Source organism: Bradyrhizobium sp. FW305-F6 (genome assembly GCF_058782905.1).
Genome location: NZ_JBYSYD010000004.1, coordinates 86,690 through 107,104, shown reverse-complemented (window position 1 = coordinate 107,104; position 20,415 = coordinate 86,690). Strand labels below are relative to the sequence as shown.

16 protein-coding genes are annotated in these 20,415 nt (G+C 65.3%); 11 read left to right on the top strand and 5 right to left on the bottom strand.

All coding sequences use genetic code 11. The features are described from left to right. Positions 1-176 precede the first annotated feature (176 nt). Positions 177-1,757: an AMP-binding protein gene (locus tag AC3WLX_RS25020; RefSeq protein WP_492337996.1), complete on the top strand. Its 1,581-nt coding sequence runs from the start codon at positions 177-179 to the stop codon at positions 1,755-1,757. Positions 1,758-1,875: 118 nt separating this feature from the next. Here the strand turns inward: AC3WLX_RS25020 and AC3WLX_RS25015 are convergent, their stop codons facing one another. From AC3WLX_RS25015 to AC3WLX_RS25005, 3 genes are all read right to left on the bottom strand, one after another. After that, complete coding sequence (locus AC3WLX_RS25015) at positions 1,876-2,970, bottom strand: HD-GYP domain-containing protein (protein WP_492337995.1); 1,095 nt, start codon at positions 2,968-2,970, stop codon at positions 1,876-1,878. A gap of 384 nt (positions 2,971-3,354) precedes the next feature. Next, positions 3,355-5,637: a xanthine dehydrogenase family protein molybdopterin-binding subunit gene (locus AC3WLX_RS25010; RefSeq protein WP_492337994.1), complete on the bottom strand. Its 2,283-nt coding sequence runs from the start codon at positions 5,635-5,637 to the stop codon at positions 3,355-3,357. Next, entirely contained in the window at positions 5,634-6,125 is a 492-nt protein-coding gene (locus AC3WLX_RS25005) for a (2Fe-2S)-binding protein (RefSeq protein WP_492337993.1), read from the bottom strand. Before AC3WLX_RS25005 ends, AC3WLX_RS25010 begins: the two co-directional genes overlap by 4 nt. Before the next feature lie 488 nt (positions 6,126-6,613). On the opposite strand from AC3WLX_RS25005, the gene AC3WLX_RS25000 reads away from it, so the two are divergent. From AC3WLX_RS25000 to AC3WLX_RS24990, 3 genes are all read left to right on the top strand, one after another. Beyond that, complete coding sequence (locus AC3WLX_RS25000; RefSeq protein WP_492337992.1) at positions 6,614-7,378, top strand: alpha/beta fold hydrolase; 765 nt, start codon at positions 6,614-6,616, stop codon at positions 7,376-7,378. Positions 7,379-7,402: 24 nt separating this feature from the next. Continuing rightward, positions 7,403-7,738, top strand: coding sequence for a hypothetical protein (locus AC3WLX_RS24995; RefSeq protein WP_492337991.1), 336 nt, complete (start codon positions 7,403-7,405; stop codon positions 7,736-7,738). Positions 7,739-7,945: 207 nt separating this feature from the next. Next, positions 7,946-8,617 carry a dienelactone hydrolase family protein gene (locus tag AC3WLX_RS24990; protein WP_492337990.1) on the top strand — a complete coding sequence of 224 codons (672 nt, stop codon included), beginning with the start codon at positions 7,946-7,948 and terminating at the stop codon, positions 8,615-8,617. Positions 8,618-8,768: 151 nt separating this feature from the next. Here AC3WLX_RS24990 and AC3WLX_RS24985 read toward each other — a convergent pair whose 3' ends face one another. Together AC3WLX_RS24985 and AC3WLX_RS24980 are read right to left on the bottom strand one after the other, a co-directional pair. Continuing rightward, positions 8,769-9,509 carry a polysaccharide biosynthesis/export family protein gene (locus tag AC3WLX_RS24985; RefSeq protein ID WP_492337989.1) on the bottom strand — a complete coding sequence of 247 codons (741 nt, stop codon included), beginning with the start codon at positions 9,507-9,509 and terminating at the stop codon, positions 8,769-8,771. 278 nt (positions 9,510-9,787) lie between these two features. Next, entirely contained in the window at positions 9,788-10,105 is a 318-nt protein-coding gene (locus tag AC3WLX_RS24980) for a hypothetical protein (RefSeq protein ID WP_291629963.1), read from the bottom strand. A 422-nt stretch (positions 10,106-10,527) separates the two neighbouring features. Between AC3WLX_RS24980 and rpsT the strand changes: the two genes are divergently transcribed. The 7 genes from rpsT to AC3WLX_RS24945 all read left to right on the top strand — a co-directional run bounded on the left by rpsT (position 10,528) and on the right by AC3WLX_RS24945 (position 20,394). After that, positions 10,528-10,794 carry a 30S ribosomal protein S20 gene (gene rpsT / locus AC3WLX_RS24975; RefSeq protein ID WP_035704405.1) on the top strand — a complete coding sequence of 89 codons (267 nt, stop codon included), beginning with the start codon at positions 10,528-10,530 and terminating at the stop codon, positions 10,792-10,794. Positions 10,795-12,075: 1,281 nt separating this feature from the next. Beyond that, the gene (dnaA, locus tag AC3WLX_RS24970; RefSeq protein ID WP_291629967.1) at positions 12,076-13,485 is read left to right on the top strand and encodes a chromosomal replication initiator protein DnaA; all 1,410 of its coding nucleotides are present in this window, start codon (positions 12,076-12,078) and stop codon (positions 13,483-13,485) included. Between the two features lie 255 nt (positions 13,486-13,740). Then, entirely contained in the window at positions 13,741-14,859 is a 1,119-nt protein-coding gene (gene dnaN, locus AC3WLX_RS24965) for a DNA polymerase III subunit beta (RefSeq protein WP_492337988.1), read from the top strand. Positions 14,860-14,923: 64 nt separating this feature from the next. After that, a complete protein-coding gene (locus AC3WLX_RS24960) occupies positions 14,924-15,199 on the top strand; it encodes a GIY-YIG nuclease family protein (protein ID WP_291626296.1) in 276 nt (91 codons plus the stop codon). 46 nt (positions 15,200-15,245) lie between these two features. Then, positions 15,246-16,382: a DNA replication/repair protein RecF gene (gene recF / locus AC3WLX_RS24955; protein WP_492337987.1), complete on the top strand. Its 1,137-nt coding sequence runs from the start codon at positions 15,246-15,248 to the stop codon at positions 16,380-16,382. A gap of 109 nt (positions 16,383-16,491) precedes the next feature. Next, positions 16,492-17,235, top strand: a complete 744-nt coding sequence (locus AC3WLX_RS24950) for a hypothetical protein (RefSeq protein WP_492337986.1) — start codon at positions 16,492-16,494, stop codon at positions 17,233-17,235. Positions 17,236-18,237: 1,002 nt separating this feature from the next. Then, positions 18,238-20,394: a hypothetical protein gene (locus AC3WLX_RS24945; protein ID WP_492337985.1), complete on the top strand. Its 2,157-nt coding sequence runs from the start codon at positions 18,238-18,240 to the stop codon at positions 20,392-20,394. The last annotated feature ends 21 nt before the right edge of the window (positions 20,395-20,415 follow it).

Below are 20,415 nucleotides of genomic sequence, written 5' to 3'. Positions count from 1 at the left end.
GCATCCATGTTCTTCGTGCAGCAAGGCGTCATGGCCGGGTCAAGCCCGGCCATGACGGAGGAGAAAGGGTTACGCATCAAGCTTGCTGCGATTTGCGTCCCGCGCCATCCGGTGGCAGGAAGACGCAATAATCAAAAGGCAGCCGCCAGCAAGATGCAGGCTGCACGGGAGGAGCCATGCCAGTTCAACAGACCGCCACCGGAATCGTGGGCCCGTTCGACGGGCTCGACGTCCCCTGGCTGCTCAAAATGCGCGCCGAGGTCCGGCGTGATCATCCGTTCCTGATCTGGGCGCCGTTCGATGCGCCGGCGCGGCGCTGGAGTTATGGCGAATTTCACGAGCAGGTCGGCGCGCTCGCGGCGGGGCTGGCCAGGCGCGGCGTCAAGCCCGGCGAATATGTGCTCATTCATCTCGACAATTGCATCGAGGCGATGCTGGCCTGGTTTGCCTGTGTCGAGCTTGGCGCCATCGCGGTCACCACCAATACCCGCTCGGCGCCGGCCGAGATCGCATATTTCGCCGATCATTGCGGCGCGGTCGCCGCCATCACGCAGCCGGCCTATGCGGAGATCGTTGCGCAGAACTGCCGCAATATAAGCTGGATGGCCGTGACCTCGCACGACGCCGGCATGGCGCCTGTGCGGAGCGTCTCGCGCGGCGACAGCTTCGAGTCACTGTTCGCCGACAGCGCCGATCGCCCCAGGCGAGCGACCGATCCGCTCGCGCCATGCAGCGTGCAGTACACCTCGGGCACGACGTCGCGGCCGAAGGCAGTGCTGTGGACCCACGCCAATGCGCTGTGGGGCGCCAAGATCAACGCCGCGCACGAGGACCTCCACGCCGGCGACGTGCACCAGGCGTATCTGCCGTTGTTCCACACCAACGCGCTGGCTTATTCCATGCTGGCGACGCTGTGGGTCGGCGCCACCTGCGTGATCCAGCCGCGCTTCTCCGCCAGCCGCTTCTGGGGCGTCGCGCGCGAGCACGGCGCGACCTGGACCTCGACGATTCCGTTCTGCATGAAGGCGCTGCTCGAGCAGGAGATCCCGAAGGACCACAAATTCCGGCTCTGGGGCACCGCCATCAACGAGCCGCCGGCTTTCGCCGCCTTCGGTATCAAGATGATCGGCTGGTGGGGCATGACGGAGACCATCACCCACGGCATCGTCGGCGAGGTCGATCAGCCCAACATCCCGATGTCGATCGGCCGGGCCGCGCCCGAGTACCAGATCCGCATCACCGACGACGACGGTCGGCCGACCGCGGTCGGCGGCACCGGTAATCTCGCAATCAAGGGCATCCCGGGCCTGTCGCTGTTCGCCGAGTATCTGCACAACGAGAAGGCGACGCGCGAGAGTTTCGACGAGCACGGCTTCTTCCTCACCGGCGACCGCGTCGAGCGTCTCGAGAACGGCTTCATCAAGTTCGGCGACCGCGCCAAGGACATGCTCAAGGTCGGCGGCGAGAACGTCGCGGCCTCCGAGATCGAGCAGGTGATCGCGGTGGTGCCGGGCGTGCGCGAGGCCGCCGTGGTGGCGAAGCCGCACCCGATGCTGGACGAGGTGCCCGTGGTCTTCATCATCCCGCAAGGCGGCACCGCGGGCGCCGCGCCAGATCTGCACGATCGCGTGCTGGAAGCCTGCCGCGCAGGCCTCGCCGACTTCAAGGTGCCGCGCGAAATCAGGCTCGTCGACGACATGCCGCGCTCGACGCTGGAGAAGGTGGCAAAGGCGGAGCTGCGGAAGATGGTGGGGTGACGGATTGTCATTCCGGGGCGATGCGGAGCATCGAACTCTGGTGCGCACTTGCGCACCTGAGAATCTCGAGATTCCGGGTTCAACGCTACGCGTTGCCCCGGAATGACGGATTAGATTGTCAGAACGACCCCAGCGCCACCGGGCGGAACGCCTGCAGCAATTGCTGGTCGAGCTTGCCGCCCATGCCTTCCATCATCGTGAACGCGCGCGAATGCGTGAAGGGCATGCGGTAGGCCCGCTTCTCCACCAGAGCGGCATAGATGTCGACGATCGTCGTCAGGCGCACGATGTCGCTGATCTGGTTCGACGACAGGCCGTTCGGATAGCCGGAGCCGTCGAGGAATTCATGGTGATGCAGCACGACATCCAGCATCTCCGGCGGGAAGCCGCCTTGCGCTGCGAGCGCGTCATAGCCGCGGCGCGGATGCTGGCGGACCTCGTCCAGCTCCTCGTCGGTGAGCTTGCTCGGCTTGTCGAGCAGCCAGGCGGGAACGAAGGCCTTGCCGACATCGTGCAGCAGCGCGGCGCGGGTCAGGCGGCGCTGGTCGTCCTCGCGCATGCCGAGATGCTGGGCGAAGGCGACCGCGAAGCCGGTGACGAACAGGCAGTGGCGATAGCTGCCGACATGATGGCACCCGACGGTGGTGAGCCATTCGCGCAGCGAGGAATGCTTGATCGCCTTGAGGATCTTGCTTTCGGCGGCGACGACGTCGTCGAAGGTCAGCGGCGTGCCAAGCGGCAGCTTCTCGAACATCTTGGTGAGCACCGCGTGCGCTGCCTCGACGCCGCGGTTGAGCGTCTTGCCGCGATCGGTCGCGTCATAAGCGGCGGTGTCCGGGAAGGCGGCGCGGACGCGCTGCAGGATGGCGTCCGCCTGCAGCGGCCTTGCGATGGTGTCGGTGGCCCCCAGCGCCCAGGCCTGCATGGTGCCGTGATGCAGGGCGTCCGCGAGCACGAACAGACGCGGCATCGAACGATAGGCATCGCCGCGCAGCTTGTTGCGGACCCGCTGCACGCTTTCGGGCGAGCGCAGGTTGATGTCGACCACGAGGCCGGAGAGATCGCGCGCCGGCTGGGCGGGGATATCCTCCGTCTTCACCGTCGAGACGTCGCCGACCGCCTTCAAGATGCTGGCGAGCTCGCTGCTCGCATCGCTCCGGTCGGAGGCGAGCAAAAGCCGGCGTTTGACGGCGGGTTTGGCTGAGGCGTTCATGGCTTCCCCAAAGCGCGGGACTGGATTTGGCGCCAGCCTAAGTCGGATCAGGTTCTCCGGGTCTTAAGAGGCGTGCTCAATGGAACCTTGGGAAATCGGGTGCAATTTGATGGATTTTGCAGTGCCGCGGAGGCGGGGCGCAACATGACCATCGAAAACAACCCCATGCACAGTAGAACGGGCATTGATAACAAAGGGAAATTTCTCCGACATGGCCGGGCCTGTCCCTGGCCATCACGGACTTTGGCGGAGTGGCACACGGAGAACGTCAATGCCCGGGACGAGCCCCGGGCATGACGGTCGGCGTGGCGGAAAGTGGCTCCAACGATTCCGCCGGAGGTTTGCCCTCCGGCGGAACGTCTCATTCTGCAGTCGCAGTCCGCCTTACGCCTTCATGCTCGCCTTCACGGCCTCCGCCGTGATCGGAAGCGCTCTGACGCGAGCGCCGCTCGCGTTGAAGATGGCGTTGCCGATGGCGGGAGCGACTACGGTCACGGCGGGCTCGCCCACGCCAGTGGCCTTCTCGCCATTGGCGATCACGGCGACCGCGACCTCGGGCGTCTGGCTCATGCGCAAGGGCGTATAGCCGTCGAAATTGGTCTGCTCGATGCCACCGTCCTTCAGCGTCGCCTTCTCGTACATCGCCAGCGACAGGCCCCAAAGCGCCGCGCCTTCGACCTGGGCGCGGATGTTGTCGGGATGGACCTGGGTGCCGACGTCGGTTGCGACCGTGAGCTTCTTCACGGTCACCGCCCCCGACGGCGCGACGGCGACGTGAGCCACGCACGCCGTCCAGCTCGCGGATGCGCGTTCCTGCGACGACACGCAGGCAACGCCCATGCCCTCGCCTTTCGGGAGCTTGCGCGTGCCGTAGCCGGCCAGACCCATCGCCGCCAGCAGCGTGTTGCGCAGCCGCTGCGCGCCGCCGTCGTTCTTGCCGGCGCCGTCGAGCAGCGAGATGCGCAACTGGGCCGGATCCTTGCCGGTCGCCGCCGCGATCTCGTCGATCATGCTTTCGACCGCCCAGAAGGTCCAGCCCGGCGCCACCGAGCGAAGCTGGCCGGAGGGCGTCGCATTATGCGCGAGCTCGTTCTTGATCGCGCGCACATAATGGTTGGGCACGGTGTAGAAGAAGTCCGCGCCATTGACCGTGAAGGAATCGAGCGGGCCCCGCTTGTCGACCGAGGGCGTCAGGAAATCGGGGATTCCCCAGCGCGCGGTCGGCCAGGCCGACACCACGTCGTGGCTCATCGCGATGAGCTTGCCATCGCCATCCACGCCCGCCTTGACCTTCTGGTAGGTGAGCGGACGCGAGAAATCCATGGTCATGTCGTTCTCGCGGGAATAGATCACCTTCACCGGCTTGCCGACCGCCTTCGCCGCCTGCACGGCGGGAATCATCATGTCGGCATCGAGACGGCGGCCGAAGCCGCCGCCCAGCCACATCTGGTGCATGACCACGAACTTCGGATCGATCCCGGCAGCTCCCGCAGCGATCGCGCCGGAGCGCGTCGCGAACTGGTTGCCCGAATAGATATGCAGGATATCGCCCTTGAACTCCGCGGTGGCGTTCATCGGCTCCAGCGGCGCGTGGATGTTGATGCTGGTGGTGTATTCCGCCTCCACCACCTTGGCCGCAGAACCGAAGGCGGCATTGGGATCGCCGTCCTTGACGAAGAACTGGCCGGAATCGTCCAGCTTCTGGAGCCGCTTGGCCTCGTCGAGCAGGGACTCGCTCGACACCTTCGCATTCGGTCCCGAATCATAGGCGATCTTCAGCGCCTGCGCCGCCTTCTTGGCGTTGGCATAGGTGCTGGCGACGGCGACGACCCAGCCCGACGTCGTGCCGGTCTTGTCGTCCAGCGTTACGGCCTTGATGAAGCCCGGCACCTTTTTCGCCGCGCTGTCGTCGACCGATTTCACCGTGGCGCCGAAGCGCACCGGCGGCGTGACCAGCGCACCATGGGCCATGCCCGGCAGCATCACGTCGATGCCGTATTTGGCCGTGCCGTTGGTCTTGGAGGGTATGTCGAGCTGCGGCACCGAGACGCCGATCATGGTGTATTGATCGGGCGTCTTCAGCTTGATCGCCTTGAGCTCGTCCGGCGTGAAGGTTTTCGTCGCCTTGCCGTTTTTCACGACATCGGCGAACGACATCTGCTTCTTGGACTTCGGATGCACGATCATGGAATCGCGCACCACGAGCTCCGATGCCGGCACGCCCATCGCGGCGGCGGCACCTTCGGTCAGCGCGATGCGCCCGGCCGCTCCGGCCCGGCTCATCGCTTCGAAGTTCATCATGGTCGACCAGCTGCCGCCGGTGATCTGCGCGCCGAGCACGGGATCGTTGAACTTGGGATCGTTGGAAGCGAGCGCAACGCGCATGTCGCTCCATTTCGCGCCCAGCTCCTCGCAGACGATCTGCGCCATGGTGGAGGCGATGTGCTGGCCCATGTCGGCCTTGCCGCAGGTCACCGTGACGAGGCCCTCCGGCGAGATCGCGTACCACACGCTGGGCTCGAAATTGGCGGGCGCGGCAGTCGCCGACCCAATGCCGGGCAAGCCGGCATAGCCGAGCACGAGGCCGGTTGCGGCCGTGCCGACCAGGAAGGAGCGGCGGCTGAGATCCATCGGCTCGGCATTGACATTGTTGACATGCTTGTTCATGTGGGCCTCCGCTCGGTGGAGGTGGTGGAGGCGGTGCGCATCTCGGATGCGGCGCGCATGATCGCCTTCTGGATCCGCGAATAGGTCATGCAACGGCACAGATTGCCGTCCATATGCGCCACCACTTCTTCCTTGGTCGGATTGGGATTCCTGGCAAGCAGCGAAGCCGCCTGCATGATCTGCCCCGACTGGCAATAGCCGCATTGCGGCACCTGCTCGGCGATCCACGCCTTCTGCAAGGGATGATCGCCCTTGGCGGACAGGCCCTCGATGGTGGTGATCTTCTTGCCGGCGACGTCGCTGAGCATCGTCTGGCACGAGCGTACCGCTTCGCCGTTGACGTGCACGGTACAGGCCCCGCACAGCCCGGCACCGCAGCCGAACTTGGTGCCGGTCATCTGCAATTGCTCGCGGATCGCCCAGAGGAGCGGCGTGTCGTTCGCCGCATCCACGGACAGACTCCGCCCGTTGATGGTGAGTGTTGGCATAGGCGTCTTCCCCTGCCGGTGCATGAAGCCGCTTACGGCGGCAACTTGAATGGCCAGCGCCCACCGGGCTGGCGCCAGCCTTGCCGGCGAGAATGATCGCGTTCCGCCGCGGAGGCAAATGCAATTTGGAATGAGTCGAAGAAACGGACGCCACACCCGCCCGTTGTGCGCCGCGCCAAGGGGGCGACGCAGTCGCTGGACACAACAGCGTGTGCATTCGGCATGCGTGCCATCGCATTCAGGCAGTTTCTTCGAGGTAACTTGGCGCGTTAACGTGCGGTCGTACGCAATCCTTACCTCCCCTGGAGGGGGAGGGTCGATCGCGCGCAGCGCGAGCGGGGTGGGGTGACGGTCCCTCCGCGATGAACAGTGCCCGAGTGGAGAGATCACCCCACCCCGTCACGCGATCTCGCTCCGCTCCATCACGTGCCGACCCTCCCCCTCCAGGGGAGGGTGAAACACCGAGAAAAAAGAAAGGGCGGGAAGCAATGCCGAAAATCGATCGCGACAGCGTCGACATCTACTATGAAGTTCATGGCAGCGGGCCGCCGCTGCTGCTGACGCACGGCTATTCCTCGACCTCGGCGATGTGGCATGGACAGGTCGACGCGCTCGCGAAGGAGCACAAGCTGATCCTTTGGGACATGCGCGGCCATGGCCAGTCCGATTATCCCGACGATCCCAAGGCCTACAGTGAAGCGCTGACCGTCGGCGACATGGCGGCGATCCTCGATGCGGTCGGCGCGGAGCGCGCCATCATCGGCGGGCTTTCGCTCGGGGGCTACATGTCGCTGGCGTTCTATCGTGCGCATCCGGAGCGCGCCCGCGCGCTCCTGATCATCGACACCGGCCCGGGCTTCAAGAAGGACGACGCGCGCGAGGCCTGGAACGCGCGAGCGCTTGCCACCGCCGACCGGCTCGACCGCGAAGGTCTCGACGTCCTGAAATCGGCGACGCGCGAGCGTGCGACCGCGAGCCACCGCGACGCCAGGGGCCTCGCATTCGCTGCGCGCGGGATGCTGACCCAGCGCGATGCGCGCGTGATCGAGCTGCTCCCCGACATCAAGGTGCCCAGCCTGATCGTGGTCGGCGCCGACGACACCCCGTTCCTCGCCGCGTCCGACTACATGGCGGCAAAAATCCCCGGCGCACAAAAGGTCGTGATCCCTGCGGCCGGGCACGCCGTCAACATCGATCAGCCCCAGGCTTTTGTTGACGCGGTCACGCCTTTCCTGAAGAACTTGCCGGCATAGGCCGATCGAGCAGGGACACAGGCAATGAAGCTGATGATGCTGGCTGCGGGCGCGATGTTGCTGTCGATCTCTGCGCAGGCCGAGCCGTTCGGCGCCGGGCCGCCGCGGCAGCCTTTCGTCACGACCCTGTCGAACAACATCCCGCTCGCCTTCGGCATGGACGCCGAACAGACCGCCCGCGCGCTGGGCCAGCCGCTGCAATATGTGCGCGGGCGTCCCGGCAGCGAAATCTTTCTCGCGCTGCGCAACATCGGCGGCAGCGGCCTAATCCCCTACCGCCATCGCCTGTTCCTGCAATTCCGCCATGGACGCCTGGCAGGATGGAAGGAAGATTACGGCGAGAACTGGATGTGGGAGTGAGGTGCGGTTCTTCACGTCGTAGAGAAATCGCCTCCGCGCTTTCCTGCGTTGAAGTTGCCACATCGTCATGGCCGGGCTTGTCCCGGCCATCCACGATCCTTCGCGCGGCGCCAAGAACGTGGATGCCCGGGACAAGCGCGGGCATGACGAGATTGTGGCGCGATTAGAATTCCCAACTAACGACCATCAAGAAGAAGGACAATTCGCGTGGGACAGGACATCAAGCTGACGGCCTCCGACAATTTCCAGCTCGGCGCCTATCGCGCCGATCCCGCAGGCAGCGCGAAGGGCGCGGTCGTGGTGATCCAGGAGATCTTCGGCGTCAATCATCACATCCGTTCGGTCTGCGACCGGCTGGCGAAGGAAGGCTATGTCGCGATCGCGCCGTCGATCTTCGACCGGACCTCGCCGAACTTCCAGTCGGGCTATTCGCCCGACGAGATCGCGGAGGCGCGCAAATTCGTCGCCAATCCGGACTGGACCGCGATGCTGCGCGACACGCAGGCCGCGATCGACGCGGTGAAAGACGCCGGCCCCGTCGGCATCATCGGCTTCTGTCTCGGCGGCAGCATCGCCTTCGTCGCGGCAACGCGGCTGTCGGGATTGAAGGCCGCGATCGGCTATTACGGCGGGGCGGTGGTGCGCTTTGCCGACGAGACGCCGAAGGTGCCGACGCAGCTGCATTTCGGCGAAAAGGATGCCGGCATTCCGCTCGCCGACGTCGAGGCCATCAAGGCGAAGCGGCCCGAGGTGGAGGTCTTCGTCTATCCGAACGCCCAGCACGGCTTCCATTGCGACGAGCGCGCCAGCTACGACAAGGCCAGCGCCGACATCGCCTGGCCGCGGAGCATGGATTTTTTCGCGAAGCATTTGAAATAGGGCGCGCGCTTCTCTCCACCGTCATTCCGGGATGCGCCGCGAAGCGGTGCAGGCCCGGAATCCATCGGGCGTCAGAGCCGGTCGAGGAATGGATTCCGGGCTCGCGACTTCGTCGCGCCCCGGAATGACGAGGAGAGAGTCGGACTGAAACCTAGAACCAGCGCTCGCCGACGAAGACGGTGTCTCCCGGCGCGAGCGGGGTGCCGAGCGGCACCACGGCGCGCATGGCGCCGCCGTTCTCGGTGTGCGTGACGGTGACCATGTCGCGCTTGGCGCGCGGCGAGAAGCCGCCGGCGATGGCAACGGCGCTCTCGACCGTCATGTTCGGCACGTAGGGATATTGGCCGGGCGCGAGAACCTCGCCGAGGATGAAGAACGGCCGATAGGTCTCGATCTCGACCGCCACCGACGGCTCGCGGATGTAGCCGTTGCGCAGCCGTGCGGCAATCTCGGCGGCAAGGCCTGCGGTGGTGCGGCCGCGTGCAGGCACCGCGCCGATCAGCGGCATGGTGATGGAGCCGCCGGCGTCGATCGCATAGCTGTTGGTGAGACCTTCCTGGCCATAGACCACGACTCGCAGCTTGTCGCCGGCGTCGAGATGGTAGGAGGCGCCATTGCGCACCACCATCGGCGCGGCGTAGCCGATCGGGATGGGAGCAGGCGAAGCGACAAAGGAGTTGCTGAGCGCCGCGATGGCACCGCCGCCGTTGTTGGCAACCACGACCGGCTGCGGCGCAGGGTAAGGCTGGCCATAGGCCATGGAATCGAGATCGGGACGAGGCTGCATCACCGCAACGGGACCGGTCGTCTGCATGCAGCCGCCGAGGACGAGCGCGGCGGACGCTGCCAAGGACGCCAAGTTCGACCATCGAAACGCGCGTGCAACCGGCACCGGACCCATCCCTCGAAACGAGACAGCTCAAGTGATGCACCGGTTATGGTTAATAAAGCGTTGAATGGGCCGCGTCTGTGCCACCCTCCCCTGGAGGGGGAGGTGGATCGCGCGAAGCGCGAGCGGGGTGGCGTGATCTATCCACTCGGGCACTGTTGGATGTGGAGAGACCGTCACCCCACCCCGTCACGCAATCTCGCTTCGCTCGATCGCGTGCCGACCCTCCCCCTCCAGGGGAGCGTAAGAGGAGCCGTGTCACGCGGGCACCAGTTCCCGGCTCAATCCCGGGAATAGCCGATCAGCGGTTTCCGCGGACGGAACAGGATCATCAGCAGGATGCCGAGAATGCCGAGGACGGCGAAGACCGGCTGCTCGAGCAGCAGGCGGATCACCGAGGTCCAGAGCCAGGGCGCCTTGGCCTCGACCCAGGTGCGGAAGGCCGCCTGACTGGCTTGATTGATGTCGTTCCAGAACTGGCCGAACCGGGTGAATTTGAGGGTCTGGTCGGCCACCCAGCGGGCGCCGTCATAGACCATGAAGATGAACCCGCCGGCGAGCAGCAACAGCCCAATCAGTCGGAAAAAGCCGCGGATCATGCCTCACCTGCGATGGCCGTCCGATCGGACGAGCTTGCGAAACGTTGCCAGCCAATAGCCGGGCGACGGCAGAAATTCAACCTCTTCAGGGCGTTACGGTACAGATCCGGACCTGCAAAGGAAGGATTTCGGTCCCCGAGAGCGTTGACGGTGACAAAGACCCTCTCTATAAGGGCGCCAATTGGCGGTGGGCGCAATCCCGCCGCCGCTGTTCTTTGAGCAGTTGCAGGCACCTCGATCTTCAAGACTCATTCGAGCTTGACGCCTCGGTGGAGCCTCAGAGACAGCCGCAAGGCCGTCGCTCATGTTCCAGGAATGGCCCAGCAACCGAACACCCTGAATCCAAGCGTCGATTACGCGGTCAAGCAAGCCGGCGCTATCCGACCAAGACGCGACCGGTACCCGCAAAGGACATTGAGACCATGGCCAATACCACTTCCGCCAAGAAGGCGACGCGCAAGATCGCCCGCCGCACCGCCGTCAACAAGTCGCGCCGTACCCAGATGCGCGGCGCGGTGCGCACCGTCGAGGAAGCCATCAAGACCGGCGACCGCGCTGCTGCCGTGAAGGCACTCGCGACTGCCGAGCCCGCCTTGATGCGCGCCGCCCAGCGCAACATCATTCACAAGAACAACGCCAGCCGCAAAGTCTCGCGCCTCACCGCGCAGATTGCCAAGCTCGCCAAGTAACCTCGGAACTAACCTCACGAGGTTACCTCATGAGATCCTCTTGCGAGGTGATCTCGCGGAAGACATCGATCGGTTGATCCGATCAGCACATCGATACAGCCCGGCATCGCGCCGGGCTTTTTTATTGGCTGGCATCATTCACGCAAGCCGTCGCGCGAGGTTGTTGTCTCGCTCGGACGATTTGCATCGTCAGCGTTATTCTTCGCACCGTAGTTCTACCGGCCGATGGTCTGCAACAGAGGAAACTCACTGCGTTGCAAAAACCCCTGTGCTGCGGGCTCGAATTGAATCGTGGCGGGAGGCAGTTCTGCACACCGTAGATTCACCGGAACGCGTTTGACCGTGGAGTTACCCTGCAAAAAGAGTCTCGAAAAGCGATGACTCAATAATCACTTATCAACATAGCAGGGACAAGCATTTGGAAAATTCGCCCGCACGTCGGGCGCGTGACGAATTTGTAAAAAAATTTTGGCGATGGCGAAGAATTGTCACATCACGCGCGGCATGCTCGATTCTGTGCACGAATCCAAAAACTTGCTTCGCGAGCCTGTGGACAGACGTGCGCGCGTTAACCGACGTCAAGTTTTTTGACGCCTCAACTCTGAATCAATTTCGTTGCGAGTCTTTTCGCTTAGTGTATTCCTTAGTCGTCAGCGGCGCCCACGATCTTCAGACCAGCGCGGTTTAGGAAACGGGGCGAACGTGCGGATCGGCGGCGGTGTGCACGTAGGCGACGCTTCAACAAGTGATGTCGGTACAAAACCCATAGCAATATGGGCATGGTAGTTCGTTGTCTGAATGTCTCCAAGCGGGATCTTCCCGCTCGCGCCATGCGCATATGAGAGGCATCGCAAAGCTACCCGGCACGCAAGGCGGCGAAGTCGAGCGGACGACCAGTACATTGGGCAGGCATCCGTGACAGGAGTACGGCGCGGTTGCCTTCAGGACACGCAGGACCTTGTCGTGAGCGATCACGGCAAGACGGGGAGGTATCATGTCTTACGGACTCAACGCGGTATTGAAGCACGTTTCCCATTTCAACGATGCCGTTTCAGCTCCGTCGGATATTCAGCCTCCCGCGTGTGACGGAGCGCCGAGTACGCGCTGACCTCGCGACCCATCCATCTCTGACATCGCTGATCCGACCCGCGGCGTTCGCGCCGAACGGTCGAGCCATGCCCGACGATGGACTCGCTCGAGGTCACGCCAGTTCAGGGACCGGCAGGAACCCTGCATGGCGCTCACCACGCAACTAAATCTCTCAAGAGAAGTTTTCTGACGATGACAATGGAACAGGATCGCTGGTCACGCGTGAAGGGTCGGTTGCGCTCGAGCGTTGGCGAAGACGTTTACACGAGCTGGTTTGCACGCATGGATCTGGAAGGCGTGCAGGACGAGAGCGTGCGGCTCTCGGTGCCGACGCGGTTCCTGAAGAGCTGGATCCAGGCCCATTATGCCGAACGCGTGCTGTCGTGCTGGCAGGCCGAGATGCCCGAAGTGCATCGCATCGATCTCACGGTGCGGTCCGCCGTGCGCCCCTCGGCGCAGCCGAAGGAGATGCCCGCGCCGGTCGAGGCGCGCCGTGCGCCGTCGCCGGAATTGCGCTCGACTGCGACCGCGCCGGTCTCGGCCAATCACGACGCGCTCGGCGGCTCGCCGCTCGACCCGCGCCTGACCTTCGCGAGCTTCGTCGTTGGCCGCTCCAACACGCTGGCGCACGCCGCCGCGCGGCAGGTTGCCGAGGGACGCCGCGGCGACCCCGTGATGTTCAATCCGCTCTACATCCATGCCGGCGTCGGCCTCGGCAAGACGCATCTGCTCCAGGCCGTGACCTGGGCCGGCAATTCCGGCAATGAGCGCAAGGTGCTGTATCTTACCGCTGAAAAATTCATGTACGGCTTCGTCGCCGCGCTGAAGACGCAGACGGCGCTGGCCTTCAAGGAAGCGCTGCGCGGCATCGACGTTCTCGTCATCGACGATCTCCAGTTCCTGCAGGGCAAGTCGACCCAGGCCGAATTCTGTCACACGCTGAACGCGCTGATCGATGCGGGCCGCCAGGTCGTGATCGCGGCCGACCGTCCGCCGTCCGACCTCGAGAGCCTCGACGACCGCGTGCGCTCGCGCCTTGCCGGCGGGCTCGTGGTCGAGATGGGCTCGCTCGGCGAAGAGCTGCGCCACGGCATCCTGAAGTCGCGCGTCGCAGCCGCCCGCGCCCATCATGCGACGTTCGAGGTGCCCGAGGAGGTGCTGCATTATCTGGCGCGCACCATCACCCATAACGGCCGCGATCTCGAAGGCGCGATCAACCGCCTGCTGGCGCATTCCAAGCTCAACAACCGGCCGGTGACGCTGGAGATGGCCGAGCACGAGGTGCGCGACCTGGTGCGGCCGCAGGAGCCGAAGCGGATCAAGATCGAGGACATCCAGCGCGTGGTAGCGCGGCAGTACAATGTCAGCCGCTCCGACCTGTTGTCCTCGCGCCGCACCGCCAACGTGGTCCGGCCGCGGCAGGTCGCGATGTATCTCGCCAAGACCCTGACCCTGCGCTCGCTGCCCGAGATCGGCCGCCGCTTCGGCGGGCGCGACCACACCACCGTGCTGCACGCGGTGCGCAAGATCGAGGCGCTGGTCTCCAAGGACACTGCGCTGTCGGAGGAAGTGGAATCGCTGAAGCGCCAGCTTCAGGAATAAAGGCCCAGGGCTGCCGCCATTCTGCCGCCGCTCCGGCTCGCCTGGGCGGCGGTCTTCGTTCCGGGCGGTAAATCGTGGGGAACTGCCCCCAATCCCTTGAATCCGGGGGCCATCCGGGCCACCTTGTGCGGCCCTGACAGCTTTGGTCATATCGGCTGGATGATCCGGCTTTGTCGGGGCTTCGGTGCCGTGGCGCGCGTCCCGCCGCCCGGCCTTCTCAGTGCAGTGTTTTCTTGGGATCGGGCGAGTAGTGCAATGAAGGTTACGGTCGAACGCGCGCAACTCCTGAAGTCGCTGGGCCATGTCCATCGCGTGGTCGAGCGCCGCAACACGATCCCGATCCTCGGCAACGTGCTGGTCCGGGCCGAGAACGCGAAATTGTCGCTGAAGGCGACCGACCTCGACCTCGAGGTGACCGAGACGCTGCCGGCGGAAACCGCGACCGCGGGCTCCACCACCGTGCCGGCACACATGTTCTACGACATCGTGCGCAAGCTGCCCGACGGCTCGCAGATCGTGCTAGAGGCCGACGGCGACCGCGCGGTGCTGGCCATTCGCGCCGGCCGCTCCCGCTTCACGCTGCAGACGCTGCCCGAGAATGATTTCCCGGATCTGGCCGCCGGCGACATGTCGCATTCGTTCTCGCTCGCCGCCAAGGACGTCAAGCGGCTGATCGACCGCACCCAGTTCGCGATCTCGACCGAGGAGACGCGCTATTACCTCAACGGCATCTATCTGCATGCCGCCGGCACGCCCAAGGCCGCGACCCTGCGCGGCGTCGCCACCGACGGCCACCGCCTCGCCCAGCTCGACCTGGTGCAGCCCAAGGGCGCCGATGGCATGCCCGGCGTGATCGTGCCGCGCAAGACCGTCGGCGAGGTGCAGCGCCTGATCGAGGACACCGAGGCCGAGATGACCATCGAGCTGTCGCAAGCCAAGATCCGCTTCACGATCGGCAATGTCGTGCTGACCTCGAAGCTGATCGACGGCACCTTCCCCGACTATGGCCGCGTCATCCCGCAGAACAACGACAAGGAGCTCGTCGTCGACAAGAAGGATTTCGAGAACGCGGTCGACCGCGTCTCGACGATTTCGAGCGAGCGCGGCCGCGCGGTCAAACTGTCGCTGTCGGCGGGCAAGCTGGTGTTGTCGGTGACCAACCCGGATTCCGGCAGCGCGACCGAAGAGCTCGAGGTCGAATACGCCTCCGACGCCCTCGATATCGGCTTCAACTCCCGCTACCTCCTCGACATCGCCGCCCAGATCGAAGGCGACGTCGCGACCTTGAGGCTCGCCGACCCTGGCTCACCGACCCTGGTGCAGGACCGCGACGACAAGAGCGCACTTTACGTGCTGATGCCGATGCGGGTGTGAGACGATTTCTCTCTTTTCGTCATGGCCGGGCTTGACCCAGCCATCCATCGAAATGACCTATTAGGTGTACATCCTCGCCAGCAAGCCCGGTGGAACGCTCTACATCGGCGTCACGAACAATCTGGTCAGGCGCATCTATGAACATCGCGAAGGCTTGGCAGACAGCTTCACCAAGCGTTACGGCGTGAAGACCCTGGTTTATTTCGAGGCACACGACACGATCGCCGCTGCCCTTCAGCGCGAAAAGAATATGAAGCACTGGTCACGCGAGTGGAAGATCGACCTGATCGTCAAAAGCAACCCCGCGTGGCAAGACCTGTATGATGAAATAGTCCGCTGATGCGGACGATGGATTGCCGGGTCAAGCCCGGCAATGACGAGACAGCATGACTCCCTCCCGCATTCACCGCCTGACGCTGACGCATTTTCGCAATTACCGGGCGGCGGGGCTCGAGACGGCGGCTGACATGGTGGCGCTGGTCGGGCCGAACGGGGCGGGCAAGACCAATTGCATCGAGGCGATCTCGTTTCTGTCGCCGGGACGGGGCTTGCGCCGCGCGACGCTGGAGGATGTCGCCGACAACCAGGGCGACGGCTCCTGGGCCGTTTCCGCGCAGGTCGAGGGCGCGCTGGGGCTGGCGACGCTCGGCACCGGCATCGACCCGCCGCGCGCGGACGCATCCGTCAGCCGGCGCTGCCGCATCGACCGCGAGCCGGTGGGTTCGGCCAGCGCCTTCGGCGACCACATCCGCATGGTGTGGCTGACGCCGGCAATGGACGGGCTGTTCATGGGCGCAGCCTCCGAGCGGCGGCGCTTCTTCGACCGCCTGGTGCTCGCGATCGACAGCGAGCATTCCAGCCGCATCAACGCGCTCGAGCGCTCCTTGCGTTCGCGCAACCGCCTGCTGGAGACGCGCAATTACGACGACCATTGGTGCGACGCGATCGAGCGCGAGACGGCGGAGCTTGCGGTCGCCGTGGCGGCAACGCGCGGCCAGACCGCGGCAAGACTCACCGGCATGCTCAACGCGCGCGCGCAAGACTCCGCCTTCCCCTCGGCTCAAATCGCGCTCGACGGCTGGATGGAGAACGCGCTGCTGCAGGAGACCGCGACGTCGGTCGAGGATCGCTACCGTCAGATCCTGCGCGACAACCGTCCGCGCGATGCGATTGCCGGCCGCACCACCGATGGTCCGCATCTCACCGACCTCCAGGTCGTCTATGCGCCCAAGGGCATGCCCGCGCGCGATGCGTCCACCGGCGAGCAGAAGGCGCTGCTGATCGGCCTCGTGCTCGCGCATGCGAGCCTGGTGGCGGAAATGACCGGCATCGTGCCGCTGCTGCTGCTCGACGAGGTGGTCGCGCATCTCGATCCGAACCGCCGCGCGGCGCTGTTTGCGGAGCTGACGAAGCTCGGCGCGCAGGTCTGGCTCACCGGTGCGGACCCTGCCGCCTTCGCCGACATTGGCGCAGGCGGCGAAGTGTTTGACGTCGAGAGCGGACGAGTGACGGCCCGACGCTAGGCCGGCGGGTTGAACCCGCTTGTTCGCGGCCGCGACTAGCTGCTTGAGGCCGCGAGCAGCGGCGATCGCGCAGGATTTCAGGCATGCGCGATATCCTTGGAGCACGAGCATGGCGGCGGTGGGGCGTGGAGCGCAAGCTCCGGCACGATGGCAACTCATTGCGTGCGGCCTCGCTCTCCTCGCGAGCTGCCTGCTTGCGGCCAGCGCCGGCGCCCTGGTCTCCAGCCTGCCGCCGCTGTTCTCGACGTCGCTGACGCTGGACCCTGCTGCCAGGCTGCCCGCACCGACCCGTTACAGCTATCGCGGAATCCACACCACCGTGATGCCCGGCATCAAAGAGCCGCTCCGAACCAGGTTAGAGGCGCGCGTGCCCGCAACACTCGCCGACGTCCTCGCCTTCTATCGTGCCGAGCTTCGAAAGCTCGGCTGGGAGGAACAGCCGGATGACGCATTGGTCAGCGCCGATCATGCGCGGCTCGCTTTCGTCTCTCCGGTCGGGCCGGCAGCGCTGGAGCTCGCGTGGAAGGACGGCAGCACCGCTTTGCAGCTGGTGCAGAAGAATCGCGAGGTGGCGACCCGAACGAACGTCCTGCCCGAACCCGGCAAGGCCAGGCTGGTGTTCAGCAATATCGGCGAGGCCGAAGCCGTGCTCACAATCGACGAGCGTACCATCCCGCGCCAGGCCGGCGCCAACGCCGTCGCGCTGGACCTGGCGCCCGGCAGATACGCCTACAGGGTGAGCGTGCCGGGCCGTCCGGCCAGCACGAACATGCTCACCATGGCAGCCGGCGATAGCTGGGAGCTCACGGTCGGACGCAACGGAGAGCCATGGCCACCGCTCCAGCTTTATTGACCTGTCTGTCTTTTGCATGTTTATCCTATCTGAATGCGCGCGTGATTCGGTATTGCCCGGATCAGTTGTATTGCTTAAAAGACGGGCCTCGGGCACCCGTGCAAGCATGGGCGTGCAGGGGCGGGAACTGCGAATTCCCGCGACAATTGGGGGCTGAAGTGGGGTCTCATCAGAGAAAGCAAGCGGCCGTCCAGCTGCTGACGATCGCTGGTGTCTTGAGTTGGTGGTTCATGCGAGCGGTGGCGCTCCTTCCAGCCTTGAGCCTGGACGTGGCGATGCAATCGGTCATGCGAGGGCGGGCAGCTCTCAGGGCGGTGAACAGGGACGCAGCGAAGCAGCAGGCCATGCGCGTGTTCACGGCCCTCGGCGCGACTTGCGGTGTCCTGGTATTGGTCACTGCCGCCGCGACCACTGTGGTCGTCCTTAGCCTGCCCGAAATGCGCTATCCGCGAACAATCGTCTACGACCGTGGGCAAAATCCCGGTCCGATATTGGTCGAGTTCGGCCCCCGCTAAGCGGTTGCAGACCAGGGGCTAATTCCCTCACCCATCGCGACGCTGCCTCGGCGCCTTTCCCGCGCAGCAGAGGCTGGCAGGGCTGGAGTTCGCGCGCGCAACGACGGCGCTGCAGCTGGCGCAGACGAATCTCGAGGTCGCGACCCCGACGAACGTCCTGCCTGCCGCCGGCCAGGCCGGCGCCCACCGCCGTTGCGATGGACCTGCCGCCCGGCAAATACGCCTACGGCGAGAGCGTGCCGGGTCGTCCGGCCAGCACGAGCATGCTGACCATCGCGGGCGATACGTGGGAGCTCACGGTCGGGCGCTTTGGAGAGCCGTGGCCGCCGCTGCAGCTATTGAGCCCTGCCTCGCACCGCGCAGCTCCTGCGCTGCCTGTTGAACCTGGCCGGTTCGTGCCACGACTTCTCGTCTGAGGCCGCGCCGACGGTGCCGCAGCCTGCAATTGCGCGGGTTTCACGCCGCGCCCAAATCCGGAGCTCTGACGATGCCGATGATCCGGCGCGGGACGCAAGTCCCGGCAAGATGGTTGCTGCTTGCCTGCGGTATGCTCGCGATGGCGAGCGCCTCACGTCCCGCGCGCGCGGCCGACGAGGGCATGGTCGACGTCCATCTCCTGCCGCGGCTGGAGGGCGCGGTGGAGGATAGCTCGCGCCGGGACACCCACCGTGTGACATACACCGTGCCGACCGGGGTTGCCGCCGCGTCGGAAGCCACGAAGAAGCTGCTGAGTGCGGACGGCTGGGTGCCCTATGTGTATCCACTGAACGAGAACAGCTCCGCGCTGACTTTCAAGAAGGGACGCCAAGGGCTCCGTGCCTCCTTCACGCAGGCCCGCGGCCAGTCCGCCGTGTCCTACACGCCGAACCGGATCTATTCCAATGTGCCGTTTCCGGACGGCGCGACCGAACTCGTGTTCGACGAGACCCGGCCCTATCTCGGCTGCATCGCGCCTGGCGCCCTAGATGCAACCGCCGCTTTCTTCGCCAAGGAGATGGCGGCGATCGGCTGGCGCAAGCTCACGCCCGAGACGGCCGCCCGCTGGCCCGGTGCCGACCTCGGCGAGACGGTGCCGAACGGCGCGCGCTTCTTTTACGATCATCCCGGCGGCGACACGACGCAGTTCTACAAGCAGAAGCCGGTGATGCTGACCTTGATGCGCCGCGACGACGGTCGCACCAATGTGGAGATCAGGGTGGCGCCGTTCGCGCTGCCCGAGGTGCTCGAGGCCGACGATGACATGGCCGGCCTGCCGCGGCCCAAGCCGACCAGATCTGCCAGGGGCCTCGGCAGCACAAGCTCCAACACGCGCGAGATGTCGGCCGCCGCGATCGCCGAGCTGCCTGCCGTGCTCGCCTTCTACCGCCGTGAGCTCGCCGCGCGCGGGTGGCAGGAGGACGGCAGCGCGCCGCTCGCGCCCGGCGACGAGGTGGCGATCAAGATCTCCTCAGCTGAGGAAACGGGCGTGCTGCGGCTTGGCCGCAAATATGATTTCACCATGGTCAGCCTGACCGCGCAGGTAAAGGAATCCGCGCTCGCCGCCCGTGCCAAGGCGAAGAGGGAGGCCGACGCGAAGTTCCTGAGCGATGCCTTGGGTACGGCTCAGCAGCTCATTGCGGCCGATGATATCAGGCGCAAGACGCAGGCCGCGTCCCTGTCGGACGCTCCGCTCAATGCGCTCGCTGACGGCAAGACGCCGGTGCCGCTGCCTGAAAACGCCGAAGACGTGAAATTCGAAGGCGGCGATGGCCGGCTGCAATTCTCCTCGGCATCGAGCGTCAAGGCGCTCAGCACGTTCTATCGCTCGACGCTGAAGAGCTCGGGCTGGAAGGAGCAGCCCTCGGTGATCAACCAGCCCAACATGGCTGTGATGGCGTTCTCCAAGGGCGGCAAGTCGATCTCGATGACCGTGATGCAGATGGGCCCGAAGGTGAATGTCCGCGCCGATGGATCGGGTCTGGTGACGGGAGCGGCCAAGCCTGCGCCCGGCGCGGAGGTGGAGGTGCAGGCGCGATCTGCCGAGCCGCTCAAGCCCGATCCCGAGTCCCCCCTGCCGGTGCCGACGCAGCGTTCTTCCAAAGCGCTCGAGACCACGAAGGTCCCCGGGGGCGAAGCGCCGCTCCGCAGCGAACTGACGGCCCGCATCCCCGCTTCGCTCGACGAGGTTCTCGCCTTCTACCGGACCGAGCTTGCAAAGCGCGGCTGGCAGGAGAAAACCGCGGGCGCAGTTGTAGCAGCGGAACGCGCGCAGATCGACTTCACCTCACCGCAAGGTCCCGCCGTGCTCAAGCTTGGCCGCACCAAGGGCGAGACCCTTGTCAGCCTGGCGCAGAAGAATGCCGATGCCGCGGCCAAGGCCGACATCATGCCGAAGGCGGGACAGGCCCGATTGATGACGGGCAATATGGGCGATAAGGAAGTCTCGCTCACGATCAACAAGCAAACCGTGAAAATCGCAGCCGGCGCCGGCGGCCCGCAATCACCGAAAGGCCCGATGCTCGACCTGCCGCCCGGCAAATACGCGTACGCGTTGCGCCTGCCCGGCCGCCCCGCACGCAGCGAGTCCCTGACCGTGGCCGCCGGCGAGGCCTGGGGTCTGCTGGTGGGCCCCAGCGGCGACGTGCTGCCGGTGCAGATGTATTGAACCCGCCGCCTGCGTCCGAAA